We start from the raw sequence: 16,226 nt of genomic DNA on the forward strand, positions 1-16,226 counted from the left end.
CGGCACCGGCGAGTGGATCTGGCGGCCGCTGGTCTATCCGAAGCGCTTGCTGGTGACGTCATTCTCGATGTCGAACCCGCAGGGCTTCGGCCTGATGCAGCGCGACCGCAAGTTCGAGCGCTACGAAGATCTGGAAGTGCGCCACGAACTCAGGCCCAGCCTGTGGATCGAGCCGAAGGGCGCTTGGGGCGCGGGCAGAGTCGAGTTGGTACAGATCCCGACGCCGGACGAAACCAATGACAACGTCGTCGCCTACTGGGTGCCGGACAACATGCCGCAGCCGGGTGCGCCGCTGGCGCTCGACTACCGGATGCTCTGGCAGATGGACAAGGAAAAGCGGCCGCCACTGGCCTGGGTCGAACAGAGCCGGCGCGGACGCGGCGGTTACGGCCGTGGCAACGACGGCAGCATCGGCTTCGTGATCGACTTCACCGGCCCGGCGCTCGAGAAGCTGAAGGCCGACGCCAAGATCGAAGGCGTGGTCACCGTCGACGGCAACGGCGAATTGCTCGAACGCACCACCTATCGCAACGAAGTGACCGGCGGCTGGCGCGTCTCTCTGCGCCTGAAGCGGGTCGATGAAGACAAGGCGGTCGAACTGCGCGCCTATCTGAAGGGTGACAGCAGCACCTTGTCGGAAACCTGGAGCTACGTGCTGCCGCCGGGCTGATCCGGGCAGTACATCCACCATGGACTCATCGAACGCCTCGCCCAACTCGCTGGCCGCCGCGGAAGCCTACTGCGCGAAGCTGCATCTGTCGGATGCCGCTCGCGCGGCCTTGCTGGCCCAAGCCGCGCAGTCGGCAGATCCCCTGGTCGAGGTCCATCACCTGCTGGCCGGCGCCGGATTCGATCGTGAAAACCCGGCGCTCAGCTCGATCGCGCCGCGCCTGAAAATGGCGCTCGACGGTGCCGAGCGAAAAGGTGAGCAGCTGGAAAGCCGTGCTTTCACCGAAGACCTGCAAGGCCGGGTGCGTCTGGCAACGATGCCGGCACTGCGGCGTGCTTCGTTCACTTCGCGGCCGTGGTCGCCGAATCCTCTGAAAGCGCTGTTCCGTTCGATCGGCCGCCTGCTGCTCGGCGGCAGCAACCAGCGGCCCGAGGAAGGCAGCGCTGCGGTGCCGGAACCGGATGCGCCGATGCCGGCCGGCCGCTGGCATGTCGCCGCCTCGGTCCGCCGGTTCATCCTGGTGTTTCTGGTCATCGCCCAGACCGTGGTCGCTACCTATTACATGACTGCGGTGCTGCCGTATCACGGCGCCCATGCGCTCGAAGTGGCGATGCTGATCCTCTACGCGGTGCTGTTCGCCTGGGTATCGGCCGGATTCTGGACGGCGATGATGGGCTTCCTGCAATTGCTGATTGGCCAGGATCGCTATTCGATCAACAGCAGCAAGGTGCCGGACTCGAAACTGCCGGACGGCGCGCGCACCGCGATCCTGATGCCGATCTGCAACGAAAACACCGCCCGCGTGTTCGCCGGCCTGCGCGCCACCTACGACTCGGTGATGCGCAGCGGACAGGGTGCAGCATTCGATTTCTACATCCTCAGCGACACCTCTGATCCAGATATCCGGGTCGCCGAACTGGAAGCCTGGCTGCTGCTCTGCCGTGAAGTCGGTGGCTTCGGTCGCGTGCACTACCGGCGCCGCCGCCACCGCATCAAGCGCAAGAGCGGCAACATCGCCGACTTCTGCCGGCGCTGGGGCTCGGCCTACAAGTACATGGTGATTCTCGACGCCGACTCGGTGATGAGCGGCTCCTGCCTGGTGCGCCTCGCCCAGCTGATGGAAGCCAATCCGAGCGCCGGCATCATCCAGACCGCGCCGCGCGCCTCCGGCCGCGACACGCTGTATGCGCGTATCCAGCAGTTCGCGACGCGCGTCTACGGCCCGCTGTTCACCGCCGGCCTGCACTTTTGGCAGCTCGGCGAAAGTCACTACTGGGGCCACAACGCGATCATTCGCGTAGCGCCGTTCCTCGCCCATTGCTCGCTGCCCCGGCTGCCGGGACGCGGCGCTCTATCCGGGGAAATCCTCAGTCACGATTTCGTCGAAGCCGCCCTGATGCGCCGTGCCGGCTGGGCGGTGTGGATCGCCTACGACCTCGACGGGTCCTATGAGGAAATGCCGCCGAACCTGCTCGATGAGCTGAAGCGCGATCGCCGCTGGTGCCAGGGCAATCTGATGAACTTCCGCCTGTTCATGACCTCCGGCCTGCATCCGGCTCATCGCGCGGTGTTCATGACCGGCGTCATGGCCTATCTGTCGGCACCGCTGTGGTTCACCTCGCTGGTGCTGTCGACGGCCTTGCTCGCCGTGCAGACTTTCGCCGTGCCGCAGTACTTCACGCAGCCGAACCAGCTGTTCCCGTCCTGGCCGGAATGGCATCCGGAATGGGCGATCGCGCTGTTCTCGGCGACTGCCACTTTGCTGTTCCTGCCGAAAATCCTGGCAGTGATCGTCATCCTCGCGAAAGGCGCCCGCAACTTCGGCGGCGGTCTGACCCTGACCGTCAGCATGCTGATGGAGCTGATTTTCTCGGCGATGCTGGCGCCGGTGCGCATGCTGTTCCATGCCCATTTCGTGACCGCCGCACTGCTCGGCATCGGTATCCAGTGGAAATCGCCACCGCGTGAGGATTCACAGACGCCGTGGTCGGAAGCGATCGCCCGTCATGGCTTTGGCACCGTGCTCGGGGTGCTCTGGGCAGCACTGGTCTACTACCTGGAACCGGCGTTCCTGTGGTGGCTGCTGCCGGTGGTCGGCGCCTTGATGCTGGCGATTCCGCTATCGGTCTGGTCCAGCAAGGTGACCCTGGGCCGCACTTTCAAGAACGGCCGCTTCTTCCTGATCCCGGAGGAGGCGGTGCCGCCGCGCGAGCTGCGCTGGACGGCGCTCGGTTTCAAGCGGGCGCCGGAATATTCGGATTTCCGAGTGGCCGTGACCGATCCGATCGCCAATGCCTTGGTCTGTTCGGCCGGCACGGCGCGGACGTTCCACTCGGATGCCACCAAGCGCGAGCGTCTGGCGCTGCTGCAAACGGCCTTGCTCCAGGGGCCAGCGAAACTCGATGCGAATCAGAAGAACATGCTGTTGACGGATTCCATCGCTTTATCAAGACTGCACTACCTGGTCTGGACTTCGACCGAAGCCCACAAGAGCTGGATGACGAACGTCAATCCGGCCGTGCTGTCATAAATGCTTCAAGCCGAAGTCATCACATTTCAACGCGACGTTCATAGAGTTTGCGAAATGTTCGTCGGAGCAAGTCATGTCCCCAGTGATTGAAACCAGCACGCCAGAAAGCACGCCCCGCTTCATCGCCGGCTTCGCGACCACGCCCGACGAGATCGCCGAGACGCAGCGTCTTCGCTATCGCATCTTTGCCGGCGAGATGGGCGCCGATATCGACGGCGGTGCCGACGGCCTCGATACCGATCACTACGACGCCTGGTGCCGCCACCTCACCGTGCGCGAAACCAGCAGCGGCCGGCTGGTGGCCTGCACCCGCATCCTGACCGACGACAAGGCCTCGCGGGCTGGCGGCTTCTATTCCGCCGGCGAGTTCGATCTGAAGATGATCGACTCCCTGCCCGGCCGGGTGATGGAAGTCGGCCGCACCTGCGTCGACGCCGAATACCGCAGCGGTGTGGTGATCGCCGTGCTCTGGCAGGCGCTCGCCGAGTTCATCATCAAGAACGAATTCGACTACCTGTTCGGCTGTGCCTCGATCGGCCTCGAAGACGGTGGCGCCAACGCCCACGCGATCCTCGGCCAGATCAAGCAGAAATACATGGCCGCGCCCTGGCAGCGAGTCCGTCCGCTGATCCAGCTGCCGATCGCCGATGCCCGCCCGGTCGACAAGGTGCGCCTGCCGCCGCTGCTGAAGGCTTATTTCAGTCTCGGCGCCAAGGCTTGCGGCGAGCCGTATTGGGATCGCGAATTCAACTGCGCCGACGTCTTCGTGCTGCTCAACGTCAGCGACCTGCACCCACGCTATGCCCGCCACTTTCTGGACCGCTCGAAGATCGAGGAGACGACCGTTGTTGCGGGTCACGCCTGAGCACTTGTCCGTGAATGATCGGCCGCAGACGTGAGTTATTTTCGCGTAGCCACCAAGTCGATCCGCATCGTTTCCCATCTGTTCGTCGGGCTCGGCCTGGCGGTACTGGTCAATCTCGACGGCCGCGGCCGTTATTCCCGCGAGAACCTCAGCACCTGGTGGCATCGGGTGCTGCTGCGCATTCTCGATGTGAAGCTGGTGGTGCGCGGCACGCCGATGGTCGGCACCCGGGTGATCGTCTGCAATCACATCTCCTGGCTCGACATCCCAGTGGTCGCCGCGTTCGAAGCCACGCGTTTCGTATCGAAAGCCGAAGTCGGCGAATGGCCGGTGATTGGTTGGTTGGCCGATGCTTCCGGCACCTTCTACCTGCGCCGCGGCTCGGGCGGCACCAAGGATCTGATCACCGCGATCGATGCGCATCTGGGTCACGACTCGATCGTGTTCTTCCCGGAAGGCACGACTACAGACGGCTCGATCGTACTCAAGTTCCAGCCGCGCCTGTTCGCCACGGCGATCGAAACCAAGCGTCCGGTGCAGCCGGTCGCGCTGCGCTACAGCGCCGCAGCGAACGGCACCAAGACCGCGCCGTTCATTGGCGACGACGACATGATCCGCAACATCTATCGTCTGCTGAAGAACGGCCCGATCACCGCTGAAGTCATCTACTGCCCGGCAATCGAGCCCGGCGACCATGATCGCGCCGGGCTGGCCCACGCTGCACACACGGCGATCTGCACCGCGATCGCGCCGGATTCGATCCGCACGCCGACCTCGCGCGAAGCACGCGATTCGCTCGCCGCTTAGTTTTCCCGTGTCTAGTAGGAAAGTAGCAGCGCCGCGCCCGGCGCAATCGGCCCTGCGGCCGTAAACTACGCGGCATCCCCGACACATCAGGTTCCCCTGTGTCCCAGTCGCCCCCCGTTGCCCAGCCTGCCCCGCCCGCTCCGATCGTTGCCGGCGTGAAGCTGCGCGCCGCCGAGAAGATGGCGCGCATTCCGATCAAGGTCGAGCCGACCGTCAACCCGCTGCGCAAGCCGAACTGGATTCGCGCCAAGCTCGGCGAATCGGCCGAAGTCGCCAAGGTCAAAGCGGCATTGCGCGCCAATGGCCTGCACACGGTCTGCGAGGAAGCCAGCTGCCCGAACCTGTCCGAATGCTTCGGCAAGGGCACGGCGACGTTCATGATCATGGGTGACATCTGCACCCGGCGCTGCCCGTTCTGCGACGTGGCCCATGGCCGCCCGAACGCCCTCGACACCGAGGAGCCAGCCAAGCTGGCGCGCACCATCGCCGACATGGGCCTGCGCTACGTGGTCATCACCAGCGTCGATCGCGACGATCTGAAGGACGGCGGCGCCGCCCACTTCGCGGCCTGCATTGCCGAGTCCCGCGTCGCATCACCGAAGCTGGTCATCGAAGTGCTGGTGCCGGATTTCCGCGGCCGCATGGACCCGGCGCTGGCGATCTTCAAGAACAACCCGCCGGACGTCTTCAACCACAATCTGGAAACCGTGCCGCGCCTGTACAAGCAGGCCCGTCCGGGTTCGGATTACGACTGGTCGCTGGATCTGCTGGAACGCTTCAAGGGCCTGCACCCGAACGTGCCGACCAAGTCCGGCCTCATGCTCGGCCTCGGCGAAGAGATCGAGGAGATCGAACAGGTGATGCGGGACCTGCGCGCCCACGGCGTCAACATGCTCACGCTGGGCCAGTACTTGCAGCCGTCGAAGCATCACCTGCCAGTGATCCGCTACGTCCACCCCGACGAGTTCGAGCGCCTGCGCGTGGTCGGCCTGGAAATGGGCTTCGACCACGTTGCCAGCGGCCCGATGGTGCGCTCCAGCTACCACGCCGACCAGCAAGCGCATGGCGTGCTGGCCGGTGAAGCCAGCGTCTGAGACTTAGCTCAGGCTTCGGCGGTCAGCGTGCTGATCTCGAAACGCCCGCTCAGCGCCTTGTGGATCGGGCACTTGTTGGCGATGCCGGTCAGATAGGTTTTCTGCTCCTCGCTGAGCGCACCGATGAAGGCCAGCGTGCGGGTGATCCGGTAGACGCCTTCGGCTTCGGTGAAGGCGATCGTCACTTTCAGATCGTCGAGTGGAATCTGCCGGCGCTGGGCGACCATGGTCACGGTCAGCGCGGTGCAGGCACCGAGTGCAGCATTGAGCAGATCGTGCGGATCAGGCCCGCCGTCGTCACCGCCGGACGCGATCGGTGCATCGACGCTGAACAGGTGACGGCCGGCGCTGACCACCTGCATCAGCTTGCCATCGGCGGCCTTGCTGACCTGGATTTCGGGACTGCTCATCGAACCTCCTGCGTGAATTGAGCTTCAAGGGTGGCCAGCCGTTCCGGCGTGCCGACGTCGATCCAGCTGCCGCGATACAGCTCGGCGCTGACCCGGCCGCGGATCGCAGCATCGCGCAGCAGCGGCGCCAGCGGAAAGGCGCCGGGGGTGCAATCGGTGAACAGCTCGGGCCGCAACACCGACAGGCCGCTGAAGGTATGCGCTTCGGCGCAAGCGGTGATCAGACGACCACCAGCGTCATCACCGGCAAGACCGAAATCGCCGCGCGTGTTGTGTGGCGGATTCGGCACCAGCAGCAGATGGGCGAGATCGTTCTCCGGAAGGCTCGCGGCACGCGCGACAAGGCGTTCCAGCGGGTAATCGCTCCAGACATCGCCGTTGATCAGCAGGAACGGCGCAGGCCCCAACAACGGCAGCGCGTGAAAGATGCCGCCGCCGGTTTCCAGCGCCGGCCAGCCTTCTACGGACCAGGCGATCGACAGACCCAGCGTCCGTCCATCACCGAGATGCTCGCGCAGCCGATCACCGAGCCAGCCGAGGTTGATGACGATGTCGGTGATGCCGGCCGCCTTCAGCCGCTGCAGGTGATGCTCGATCAGCGGCCGGCCGGCAACGGGAATCAGCGGCTTCGGCGTATGGTCGGTCAGCGGCCGCATGCGTTCACCGCGACCGGCAGCCAGGATCATCGCTTTCATCGCCGCAAGCTCACGCGAGCGGCACGACCGGCAGTACGTAGCGTTCGAACAGCGCCGCCAGCGGCGCCAGTTCCGCATAGCGGGCGGCGACATCGACCACGTAACGGATGAAGCGCGGTGTGTCGGCGAGATACTTCGGCTTGCCGTCGCGATAGTTGATGCGCGCGAAGATGCCGAGCACCTTCAGATGACGCTGCAGGCCGATCCAGTCGGCATCCCGGCGGAAGGCGACGTAGTCCGCGGTCAGTGGCAGCCCGGCCATCAGGCCCTGCCGGTGATAGCGGCGCAGCCAGGCGTCGATGCGCGCTTCCGGCCAGCTCAGGAAGGCATCCTTGAACAGGCAGATCGGGTCGTAGGCAATCGGGCCGTAGACCGCATCCTGATGGTCGAGCACGCCCACCCGAAAATGAGGCCCCGGCTCGCTGATCATCAGGTTGCGCGGCATGTAATCGCGATGGACATAGACCTTCGGCTGCGCGAGTGCGGCAGCGATCAAGGTCGCGCAGACCGACTGCCAGGCGGCGAGATCGTCACCGCTCAGGCTGACGCCGAGGTGGCGGGACAGATACCAATCCGGGAACAGCGCCAGTTCGCGGGCCAGCAAGGGCTCATCGTAATCCGGCAACACGCCGGGTCGCGACGCCAGCTGCCACTGGATCAAGGTGCTGATCGCAGGCGCGAACAGCTCGTCGGCATTGTCCAGAGTCAGGACATCGAGGTAGGTCTGGGCGCCGAGATCGGAGAGCAGCAGAAAACCCTGGTCGAGATCCTGAGCCAGCACCTGCGGCGCATGCACGCCGGCTTCGAGCAGCAGCGCACCGACTTTCAGGAACGGCCGGCAGTCTTCCTGCGCAGGCGGCGCGTCCATGACGATCCAGCTTCGCTGGCCATCGACGATATGGCCAGAAACGATACGGAAGTAGCGCCGGAAGCTGGCATCGGCCGAGGCCGGCGCGAAGCTTGCGCCGCCTGGCGCCGCACTCAAGTCGAGGCGGGCAAATGCCCAGTCGCGCGCTTGCACGGCACGGGAATCGAGGGCGTTCAGGGAAGCAGCAACGGAGGCAGAGCCGGTCACGGGAAAGGGGCTGGAGATCGAAGGGAGGCCATAGGGTAAGAGCGCGCCGATGCAATTGCACCGAGGGGCTTGCTGGCAACGGCCTTGATCGTCGCGCCGGGCGCAAAGTAATTGTCAACACGCCCCGGCAAACCCATACTTCGCCGGCCTTCAAGGACCCTCCAGCTTGCGACCCTCTACGTTCCGACTGCTGCGCGCCTGCGCGGTCTTATCAGCGCTGTGCAGCAGCGCCGCTCGCGGCGACGCGGCGTCGTGCCCGCAGGTCGATTTCACCAGCGAGATGCCGCCGATCCCGGCTGATCCGAAGCTGGTGCTGAGCGCCGACAAGGTCGATTTCAACGAAGGCGGCCAGTCCAGCCTCAGCGGCTCGGTGCGGGTCAGCCAGAGCGGCCGCGAGTTCGCTGCCGACAAGGTCGATTACAGCGAATCCGACCAGCGCCTGCGCACCGATTCGCAGACCTTGTTCCGCGACTCGCGCTACGCGATCCGCAGTGGTCAGACCGACTACGATCTAAAGCTCGGCAACGGTGTGTTTCTCAACAACGATTTCACCCTGCGCTCGATCAATGGCCGCGGCGTTGCCGAAAAGATGTCGGTGGCCGAGGCCGGCAACGCCAAGCTCGAAGAGGTGCGCTTCACCACCTGCGCGCCCGGCAACGAGGCCTGGACGCTGACGGCGTCAAGCATCTCGCTCGACCAGGACACGGGCCGCGGCGAAGCCACCAACGCGCTGCTGCGTTTCCAGGGCGTGCCATTGTTCTATCTGCCTTGGTTCCAGTTTCCGATCGATGGCCTGCGCCATTCCGGTTTCCTGTTCCCGATCGTCGGCAACAACCAGAACACCGGTTTCGATATCCGCTGGCCGGTCTATCTGAATCTCGGTTCGAACTACGACGTGACGCTGATTCCGCGTTATCTGTCGGAGCGCGGCGCGCAGATCGGCGGCGAAGGCCGCTATCTGCTGTCCAGCAACGAAGGCTCGCTGTTCGGCGAGTACCTGCCCAGCGACGACAAGCTCGGCGGCGAAAGCCGCAGCTACATCGACTACCGCCATGTCGGCGCGCTGAGCCGCAGCCTCGGCGTCGAAGCCAAGTACGGCTATGTCAGCGACCGCAACTATTTCGCGACTTTTGGCGGCGGTGTCGATCTGACCTCGACGCCGTTCCTGGAACGCGGCGTCAAGTTCACCTATCAGGCGCCGACGGTGTTCCGGGTCGAAGCGCTGGTGCAGGAGTACCAGACGCTAGCCACCAGCCAGACTTCCAGCCTGACCGGTCTTGATCCGGACCCCTACACGCGGCTGCCGCAGATTCGGGTCGACGGCCTGAGCAAGAACAGTTTCCTGGGCACCCGCGCCGGTCTGTTCGGCGAGTTCACCAACTTCGCGCGAGCCGGCTCGGTGGAAGGCCAGAGAGTCATCGCCCAGCCTTACCTGCGCTGGGAGCACGATCAGCTGTCCTGGTATGCAAACGCCCAGGGTGATCTGTCTTACACCGCCTACAACCTGACCAACACCGACGCTGGCGTGCCCGATGCGCCACGCCGCACCTTGCCGCTGCTCAGCGCCGAGGGCGGTCTGCGTTTCGAGCGTCTGACCGGCAGCGGCAATGTGCAGACCTTGGAGCCGAAGCTGTTCTATCTGTACGTGCCGTATCGCGATCAGAGCCTGCTGCCCCTGTTCGATAGTGGCCTGCCCGATTTCGATTTTCCGCAGCTGTTCGCACGCAATCGCTATTCCGGCTACGACCGGGTATCCGACGCCAATCAGCTGACCACCGCCGTTACCTCGCGGCTGATCGAAAGCGACTCCGGCATCGCCCGGCTCAGCGCCACGCTCGGCCAGATCTATTACTTCCGTGGCCCGCGAGTCGATCTGCCCAACTTCGCCACGCCGAGCGAAGGCGGCTCCAATTTGCTCGGCAATCTCGAATACCAGCTGAGCAGCCGCTGGTCGGCAACTGGTACCAGCGAAGTCGCGCCGACGCTCGACCGCGTCCAGCGCAGTTCCGTCGCGCTGCGCTACCGGGACCCGGAGGCCAGCGCCGGTGGCCGCCGCTTCGACCTCGCCTACCGCTATCGGCGCGATCTTCTCGAACAGGCCGATGCCAGCTTCTCGACACCGATTACCGATGCCTGGCGGCTGGCGGCGCGGATGCGTTACAGCCTGCGCGACGACAGCACCCTGGAAGCCTTTGGGGGCGCCGAGTATCAGACCTGCTGCTGGGCGGTCAGCGCCACCTATCGTCGCTATCTGGTCGGCGGCGTCGATCGCTTCAACAACGGCTTCTACGTGCAGCTCGAACTGAAAGGCCTGACCCGGATCGGCAACGGCTTCGAACGCTTGCTGCCGAACGAAGATTTCGACACTGACCGGCGCAGCCTGGGCAGTCGCTGAAGCCCCTCAAGCCGCGCGTGATAACCTTTTCGCCCGTTCTGTCTCACCTGTGCTGATGATGCCCACCAAGTCCCTGCTGAAGCTCGCATTCCTGATCGTCGCCACTCTGACTGGCGCGAAGGCGCTGGCGGCAGTGGAGTCGCTCGATCGCATCATCGCCGTGGTCAACGATGGCGTGGTGCTGCAGAGCGAGATGGAACGCGCCCTGAAGATCGCCGAAGCCCAGCTGCGTGATCGCAACATCCCGGCGCCGCCTGCCGGCGTGATCGAATCGCAGGTGCTGGAGCGCCTGATCGTCACCCGTCTGCAGACGCAGCGGGCCGCCGAAGCCGGTATCCGCATCGATGATCGCGAACTGAACGACGTGCTGAACTCGGTCGCCGCGCAGAACAAGATGAGCCTGCCGCAGTTCATCGAAGTGCTGAAGAAGGATGGTCTCGATTACGCGTCGGTCCGCGAGCAGATCCGTGACGAAGTGCTGACCCAGCGCGTGCGCCAGAAGGAAGTCGCATCGCGCGTGCAGGTCACCGATCAGGACATCGATCTGGCGCTGGCCACGGCCTCCGCCGAGGACACCACCGAATACCGGCTTGCCCACATCCTGGTGTCGGTGCCGGACGGCGCCACCACCGAAGTCCGCGAAGCAGCGCGCGCCAAGGCCACGGCGCTGCTGGCCCGTGCCCGCGGCGGCGAAGATTTCACCCAGCTGGCGATTGCCAATTCCGATGGCCAGCAGGCGCTATCCGGCGGCGATCTCGACTGGCGCAAGGGCGCCAACCTGCCGACTGCATTCGCCAAGGTCGCGCCAAAGCTCGCCATCGGCGACGTTGCCGACATCATCGAATCCGGCAGCGGCTTCAACCTGATCAAGTTGACCGACAAGCGCGACGCCGGCGAGCGCACCACGGTCAGCGAGACCAAGTCGCAGCACATCCTGCTGCAGGTCAACGCCTTGCGCGACGACGATGGTTCCCAAGCCCTGATCCGCGAGATTCACGAGCGTCTGCTCAAGGGTGAGGATTTCGCGGTGTTGGCGAAGAAGTATTCGGACGATCCGGGTTCCAAGAACTCGGGCGGCGATCTCGGCTGGCAGCCACCGGGCGTGTTCGCGCCGGAGTTCCAGAAAGCGCTCGACGAACTGCAGCCGGGCCAGATCAGCACGCCGTTCCACACCCAGTTCGGCTGGCATATCGCCAAGGTCAACGATCGCCGTACGCGTGACGCGACGGTGGAAGCTCGTCGTGGCCGCATCCGCACCTCGATCTCGGTGCGCAAGGAAGCCGAGGAATACGAGACCTGGGTGCGTCGCCTGCGCGAGGAAGCGTATGTGGAGTATCGGATGACACCCGATGCCGCGACGACAACGCCTGCGACCACGACAACGCCTCCCGCTGCCAAGCCGGCCGGCTAGGTGCTGCCCCGCCTGATCGTCACGCCGGGCGAACCGGCGGGCATCGGCCCTGATCTGATCATCCGCATTGCTCAGGATCCGCTGGCTGCGCAGCTGGCGGTGGTTGCCGATCCTGAGCTGCTCGCCGAACGGGCCGCCCTGCTCGGCCTGCCACTACGCTTGGTCGCGGCCAGCGATGCCGTCCACGTGCCGGGCAGCCTGCAGGTGCATCCGGTTGAAACGGCGGCGCCGGTCAACGCCGGTCATCTCGATCCGGCCAATGCCGGCTACGTACTGCATACCTTGAGAGTGGCCGCTCGCGCCTGTCTGTCTGGCGCTGCCGATGCGATGGTCACGGCACCCGTGCACAAGGGCGTGATCAACGATGCCGGCATGCCGTTCACCGGCCATACCGAATTTCTCGCCGAGCTCTGCAACGCGCCGCTGCCGGTGATGCTGCTTGCCGCTCCCAAGCTGCGCGTGGCGCTGGCGACGACTCATCTGCCACTGCGTGCGGTGCCGGACGCAATCACCCGCGAGGGTCTGGCTGCCGTGCTGCGGATCGTCGATGGCGATCTGCGCAGCAAATTCGGCATCGCCCGGCCGCGCATCCTGGTCTGTGGCCTGAATCCACATGCTGGCGAAGGCGGCCACTTGGGCCGCGAGGAGATCGACACCATCATTCCCGTGCTCGATCAACTCCGTGCCGAAGGCCTTGACCTGATCGGCCCGATGCCGGCGGACACGCTGTTCACTGCCAAAGGACTTGCCGGTGCCGATGCCGTACTTGCCATGTATCACGACCAGGGCCTGCCGGTGCTGAAGTCCAGCGGCTTCGGCGAAGCGGTGAACATCACGCTCGGCCTACCGATCATTCGTACCTCGGTCGATCACGGCACCGCGCTGGAACTGGCCGGCACGGGCCGCGCCGATACCGGCAGCCTGCGGGCAGCGATCGATGCCGCCATCGAACTGGTTGCGCGCCGTCAGGAGATCGCTCGATGAGCGCACCGAAAAAACGCTTCGGCCAGCACTTCCTGCACGATCAGGCGGTGCTCGACCGCATCGTCCGCACCGTCAATCCGAAGCCGGACGATGCCCTGGTCGAGATCGGCCCCGGTCGCGGCGCATTGACCCGGCTGCTGCTGCCGAAGGTGACGCGGCTGCGCGTGGTCGAGATCGATCGCGATGTGATCGCGCCGCTGCGTGCGGCTTGCGGTCAGTCGGAGAAGTTGGAAATCCACATGGGCGATGCGCTGGAAGTCGATTTCGCGCAGTTCGTGGACGATGGCCGGCCGCTGCGTCTGGTCGGCAATCTGCCGTACAACATTTCCACGCCGCTGCTGTTCCACCTGCTCGGCGTTGCCGGCCTGGTGAAAGACATGCACTTCATGCTGCAGAAGGAAGTGGTCGACCGCCTGTGCGCCGAGCCGGGCAGCGATGATTACGGCCGGCTGACGGTGTCGATGGCGGCGCGCGCCGCAGCGGTCAGTCTGTTCGATGTCGGCCCGGAAGCCTTCCATCCGCCGCCGAAGGTCGATTCCGCCGTGGTGCGGCTGACGCCGAGGCCGGCGCCGTTTCCACTCGCTGATCTCGGTGCTTACGAGCGATTGGTCGCTGCAGCGTTCAACCAGCGGCGCAAGACCTTAGCCAATGGTCTGAAGGGTTTGCTGACGGCGGCGCAGATTGCCGCCGTCGGTATCGAACCGGGCATCCGCGCCGAGCAGTTGTCGCCTGCCGAGTTTGCGCGGCTATCGGATGCCTGGGCCAGCCTGCCGGCGGCCTGAGCGGGTCCAGCGTCGGCTGGAACTCAGTTTTCCTTGGTCGCGAACGAGTCCCGCTCGAATTTTTCCGGGATCGGATGCTTGAAGCTGTCGGCATAGCGATCGTAGATGTTCTTCGCAGCGTCGCCCGGCAGCGGCCGGGCGGTGCGGGATGCCGCAGTGCCGCTGGTCTGCAGACTGGTCCAGTCACGCGTCGTCGAGCCAAAGCTCGTGGCCGCCGCTTCGCCGCTGGTAGCAGTCGACGATTCCTCTGCACAGGCCGAGCCGGCGGTGAAAGCCAAGGCCAGGACCGGGACCAACATGATCTTTGCGCGCATCTTCCTTCTCCTGTTTGAGCGGCAAACTCGATCTGCCGGTCGGTGAAATGGGGTATTGAGGGATTCCCTGAAGCGGGCTCGTTCGCCGGTTCAGGTCGGCGTACGGCTGCTTCGTGCAGCTTGCCGGCTGCGGATGCTCTGAGCTTCCGCGCGCAGCCGTTTCATCGTTTCAGCCGTGGCGCTGGCCTGTTTGGCCATCTGATCGGCACCCGGCTGATTGCCGGTCAGCAGCATCAGGATGATCAGATTGTTGCGGCTCTTGAGCTGCGCAGGCGCCAACTCGGCCGCCGTCGACAACTCCGGCAGCGCTTCCGAATAACGGCCTGCTTCCATCAGGGCATAGCCCAGATCGTTGCGAATCTCGACATCGGTCGGCAGCTTCGCCGAAGCGCTGCGCAGCGCGCGTATCGCGCCTTCCAGATCCTTGCGCGTCAACATCAAGCCGATGCCATGCCAGGCCTTGCCTTCCAGTGCCCCGCCCATCAGACGTCGGTACAGCAGTTCAGCCGCAGCGGTCTGGCCCAGATGACGGCGTGCCTCGGCTTCCAGGTAGATCAGCTGGGCACTGTCCGGTGCCGCCTGCTTCTGCTCCTGGATGTGCGCCAGCGCTGCGTAGTACTGACCTTTGTCGAGCAGACCGCGAATCACGTCATCGCGAATCTCGACCACCTTGGAAGGATCGGCCGCGATCGGCTCGTAATCGTCCGGCGGCGTCTCGCGCACAACGCGCTGCGCGCAGCCGCTCAGCAGCAGCGCGACGACCAGGACCGATAACCGATTCATGGTCGGCTCACTTCCCCGCAACCGCGCCCAGCGTGCGAATGATGCTGAGCGTCGCTGGTCCAGCCACGAAGATCAGCAGCGCCGGGAAGAAAAACAGCACCATGACCACGGTCAGCCGGCCGGAGATGATGTTGACCTGCTCGCGCAGATCAAGACTGCGGCGCTCTTCGATCAGTTTCATCATGTCGAGCAGCGGTTCGCGCACTTCACCGCCGTAGCGGTCGACCTGGCGCAGCACACCGATGATGTTGCTGAGGTCGTCGACCTCGAGCATGTCACCGAGCTGACGCAGCACTTCTCCGGTATCGGCACCGGTATCGAACTGGCGCACGGCGGAATCGAATTCGCGACCCAGTTCAGGCAATACGCCGCGGCCATCACGAACGATCGAGGCCAGCGCCTGACGCGTCGACAAGCCCGCTTCGAACAGCAGCACCATCAGATGCACGAACAGCGGCACCTCGCGCTTGATCTTGAGCCGTCGCGCCGCAGCGGCTCGGCGCAACACAATGCGCGGCAGCAGCAGCGAGATCGCGAACGCCGCGAAGATCATCGCGTAGAGCATTGGCGCCTTGAACAGCTCGCCACCGCTGAGCACACCGATGAACACGCCGATGCCGAGCAGCACCGGCACCAGTCCTTGCAGGGCGTAGAAGATCAGCCGCGATTCTGGCCCGCGCCAGCCAGCCTGGGCCAGCAGGCGCGGCGTTTCGCCTTCCTTGTCGACCAGCTTGTCCAGCGACTGGCCGCGGCGGGCAAAGCCTTCGAGCAATTGCTTGTGTTCAGCACCGTCGAAGTTGTCGCCAAGCTCGGCACCACCGAGCTCGAGGCGGCGACGCAGACGCCGGCCAGCGTTAGCATCGAAGGCCATCCAGATCAGCACCCCGAGAGTGGCGATGCCGAACAGCACGGCACCGACCACGACCATCGCATAGATCGTCGGACTCATGATTCGCTCTCGTCGATGCCCTTCAGCATCCGCCACATGGCCACGAAGCCCAGCAAGAGCATCGCTCCGGAACCTGCCAGCAGCAGCAGGCCCGTGGAGTCGTTGATCATCACGTCGTAGTACTTCGGATTACTGAAGTACATCCAGGCGAACAGGCCGATATTGATGAAGGCCAGCATCTTCGCGGAGAAGCGGGTTTCGGCCGTCAGTGCACGCAGTTCCTGCGCAGCCGACGAGCGCTGACGGATCACCACGATCAGACTTTTCAGCACGCCGCGCATGCTGCCGCCGTACTTGCGATTGATGCTGGCGGCAAGCGCCATCACTTTCAGATCACGAAGACGATAGATTTCGCCGGCTTCGCTCAATACCTGTTCCAGCGGCGCGCCGAGGCGTACCTGACGACCGATCGAGGAAAACAAAGGCCGGATCGGATTGGGGGCTTCGCGCGCCGCCTGATTC

At 64.7% G+C, this 16,226-nt stretch carries 16 protein-coding genes; 9 read left to right on the top strand and 7 right to left on the bottom strand.

Annotated features, from left to right (window positions below):
- The 5 genes from QZY06_RS21140 to lipA all read left to right on the top strand — a co-directional run.
- The coding region (locus QZY06_RS21140) for a glucan biosynthesis protein (protein ID WP_295687987.1) at positions 1-670 on the top strand (670 nt) is incomplete at its 5' end.
- Between the two features lie 19 nt (positions 671-689).
- The gene (mdoH, locus tag QZY06_RS21145) at positions 690-3,200 is read left to right on the top strand and encodes a glucans biosynthesis glucosyltransferase MdoH (protein ID WP_295687991.1); all 2,511 of its coding nucleotides are present in this window, start codon (positions 690-692) and stop codon (positions 3,198-3,200) included.
- Between the two features lie 73 nt (positions 3,201-3,273).
- Positions 3,274-4,065 carry a GNAT family N-acyltransferase gene (locus QZY06_RS21150; RefSeq protein ID WP_295687994.1) on the top strand — a complete coding sequence of 264 codons (792 nt, stop codon included), beginning with the start codon at positions 3,274-3,276 and terminating at the stop codon, positions 4,063-4,065.
- A 30-nt stretch (positions 4,066-4,095) separates the two neighbouring features.
- Positions 4,096-4,872 (top strand): 1-acyl-sn-glycerol-3-phosphate acyltransferase, encoded by a 777-nt coding sequence (locus tag QZY06_RS21155; RefSeq protein ID WP_295687996.1) that lies wholly within the window; start codon positions 4,096-4,098, stop codon positions 4,870-4,872.
- Between the two features lie 98 nt (positions 4,873-4,970).
- The gene (gene lipA, locus QZY06_RS21160; protein ID WP_367275705.1) at positions 4,971-5,966 is read left to right on the top strand and encodes a lipoyl synthase; all 996 of its coding nucleotides are present in this window, start codon (positions 4,971-4,973) and stop codon (positions 5,964-5,966) included.
- 8 nt (positions 5,967-5,974) lie between these two features.
- Here the strand turns inward: lipA and QZY06_RS21165 are convergent, their stop codons facing one another.
- Genes QZY06_RS21165 through QZY06_RS21175 form a run of 3 tightly spaced genes read right to left on the bottom strand, consistent with a single transcriptional unit; the run spans position 5,975 to position 8,056 of the window.
- Positions 5,975-6,376, bottom strand: coding sequence for an OsmC family protein (locus QZY06_RS21165; protein WP_295687998.1), 402 nt, complete (start codon positions 6,374-6,376; stop codon positions 5,975-5,977).
- Positions 6,373-7,071 (bottom strand): N-acetylmuramate alpha-1-phosphate uridylyltransferase MurU, encoded by a 699-nt coding sequence (murU, locus tag QZY06_RS21170; RefSeq protein WP_295688001.1) that lies wholly within the window; start codon positions 7,069-7,071, stop codon positions 6,373-6,375. The genes QZY06_RS21165 and murU overlap by 4 nt, the downstream gene beginning before the upstream one ends.
- Positions 7,072-7,081: 10 nt before the next feature.
- Positions 7,082-8,056, bottom strand: a complete 975-nt coding sequence (locus QZY06_RS21175) for an aminoglycoside phosphotransferase family protein (RefSeq protein WP_367275706.1) — start codon at positions 8,054-8,056, stop codon at positions 7,082-7,084.
- Between the two features lie 256 nt (positions 8,057-8,312).
- Here QZY06_RS21175 and QZY06_RS21180 point away from each other — a divergent pair, with 256 nt between their 5' ends.
- From QZY06_RS21180 to rsmA, 4 genes are read left to right on the top strand one after another with little or no spacing between them, the layout of a single operon-like run.
- A complete protein-coding gene (locus tag QZY06_RS21180; RefSeq protein ID WP_295688007.1) occupies positions 8,313-10,541 on the top strand; it encodes an LPS-assembly protein LptD in 2,229 nt (742 codons plus the stop codon).
- Positions 10,542-10,599: 58 nt separating this feature from the next.
- Complete coding sequence (locus tag QZY06_RS21185; protein ID WP_295688009.1) at positions 10,600-11,952, top strand: peptidylprolyl isomerase; 1,353 nt, start codon at positions 10,600-10,602, stop codon at positions 11,950-11,952.
- Positions 11,953-12,936, top strand: a complete 984-nt coding sequence (gene pdxA, locus QZY06_RS21190) for a 4-hydroxythreonine-4-phosphate dehydrogenase PdxA (RefSeq protein ID WP_295688011.1) — start codon at positions 11,953-11,955, stop codon at positions 12,934-12,936. It begins immediately after the preceding gene.
- Complete coding sequence (gene rsmA / locus QZY06_RS21195; protein ID WP_295688013.1) at positions 12,933-13,718, top strand: 16S rRNA (adenine(1518)-N(6)/adenine(1519)-N(6))-dimethyltransferase RsmA; 786 nt, start codon at positions 12,933-12,935, stop codon at positions 13,716-13,718. Before pdxA ends, rsmA begins: the two co-directional genes overlap by 4 nt.
- Before the next feature lie 23 nt (positions 13,719-13,741).
- Here the strand turns inward: rsmA and QZY06_RS21200 are convergent, their stop codons facing one another.
- From QZY06_RS21200 to QZY06_RS21215, 4 genes are all read right to left on the bottom strand, one after another.
- Positions 13,742-14,032 carry a DUF3613 domain-containing protein gene (locus QZY06_RS21200; RefSeq protein WP_295688016.1) on the bottom strand — a complete coding sequence of 97 codons (291 nt, stop codon included), beginning with the start codon at positions 14,030-14,032 and terminating at the stop codon, positions 13,742-13,744.
- A 90-nt stretch (positions 14,033-14,122) separates the two neighbouring features.
- Positions 14,123-14,815, bottom strand: coding sequence for a tetratricopeptide repeat protein (locus tag QZY06_RS21205; RefSeq protein ID WP_295688018.1), 693 nt, complete (start codon positions 14,813-14,815; stop codon positions 14,123-14,125).
- A gap of 7 nt (positions 14,816-14,822) precedes the next feature.
- Positions 14,823-15,764, bottom strand: coding sequence for a type II secretion system F family protein (locus tag QZY06_RS21210; protein WP_295688020.1), 942 nt, complete (start codon positions 15,762-15,764; stop codon positions 14,823-14,825).
- The coding region (locus QZY06_RS21215) for a type II secretion system F family protein (RefSeq protein ID WP_295688021.1) at positions 15,761-16,226 on the bottom strand (466 nt) is incomplete at its 5' end. The genes QZY06_RS21210 and QZY06_RS21215, both read right to left, overlap by 4 nt.

It is taken from the genome of uncultured Nevskia sp. (assembly GCF_903885465.1).
Taxonomy (GTDB): Bacteria; Pseudomonadota; Gammaproteobacteria; order Nevskiales; family Nevskiaceae; genus Nevskia.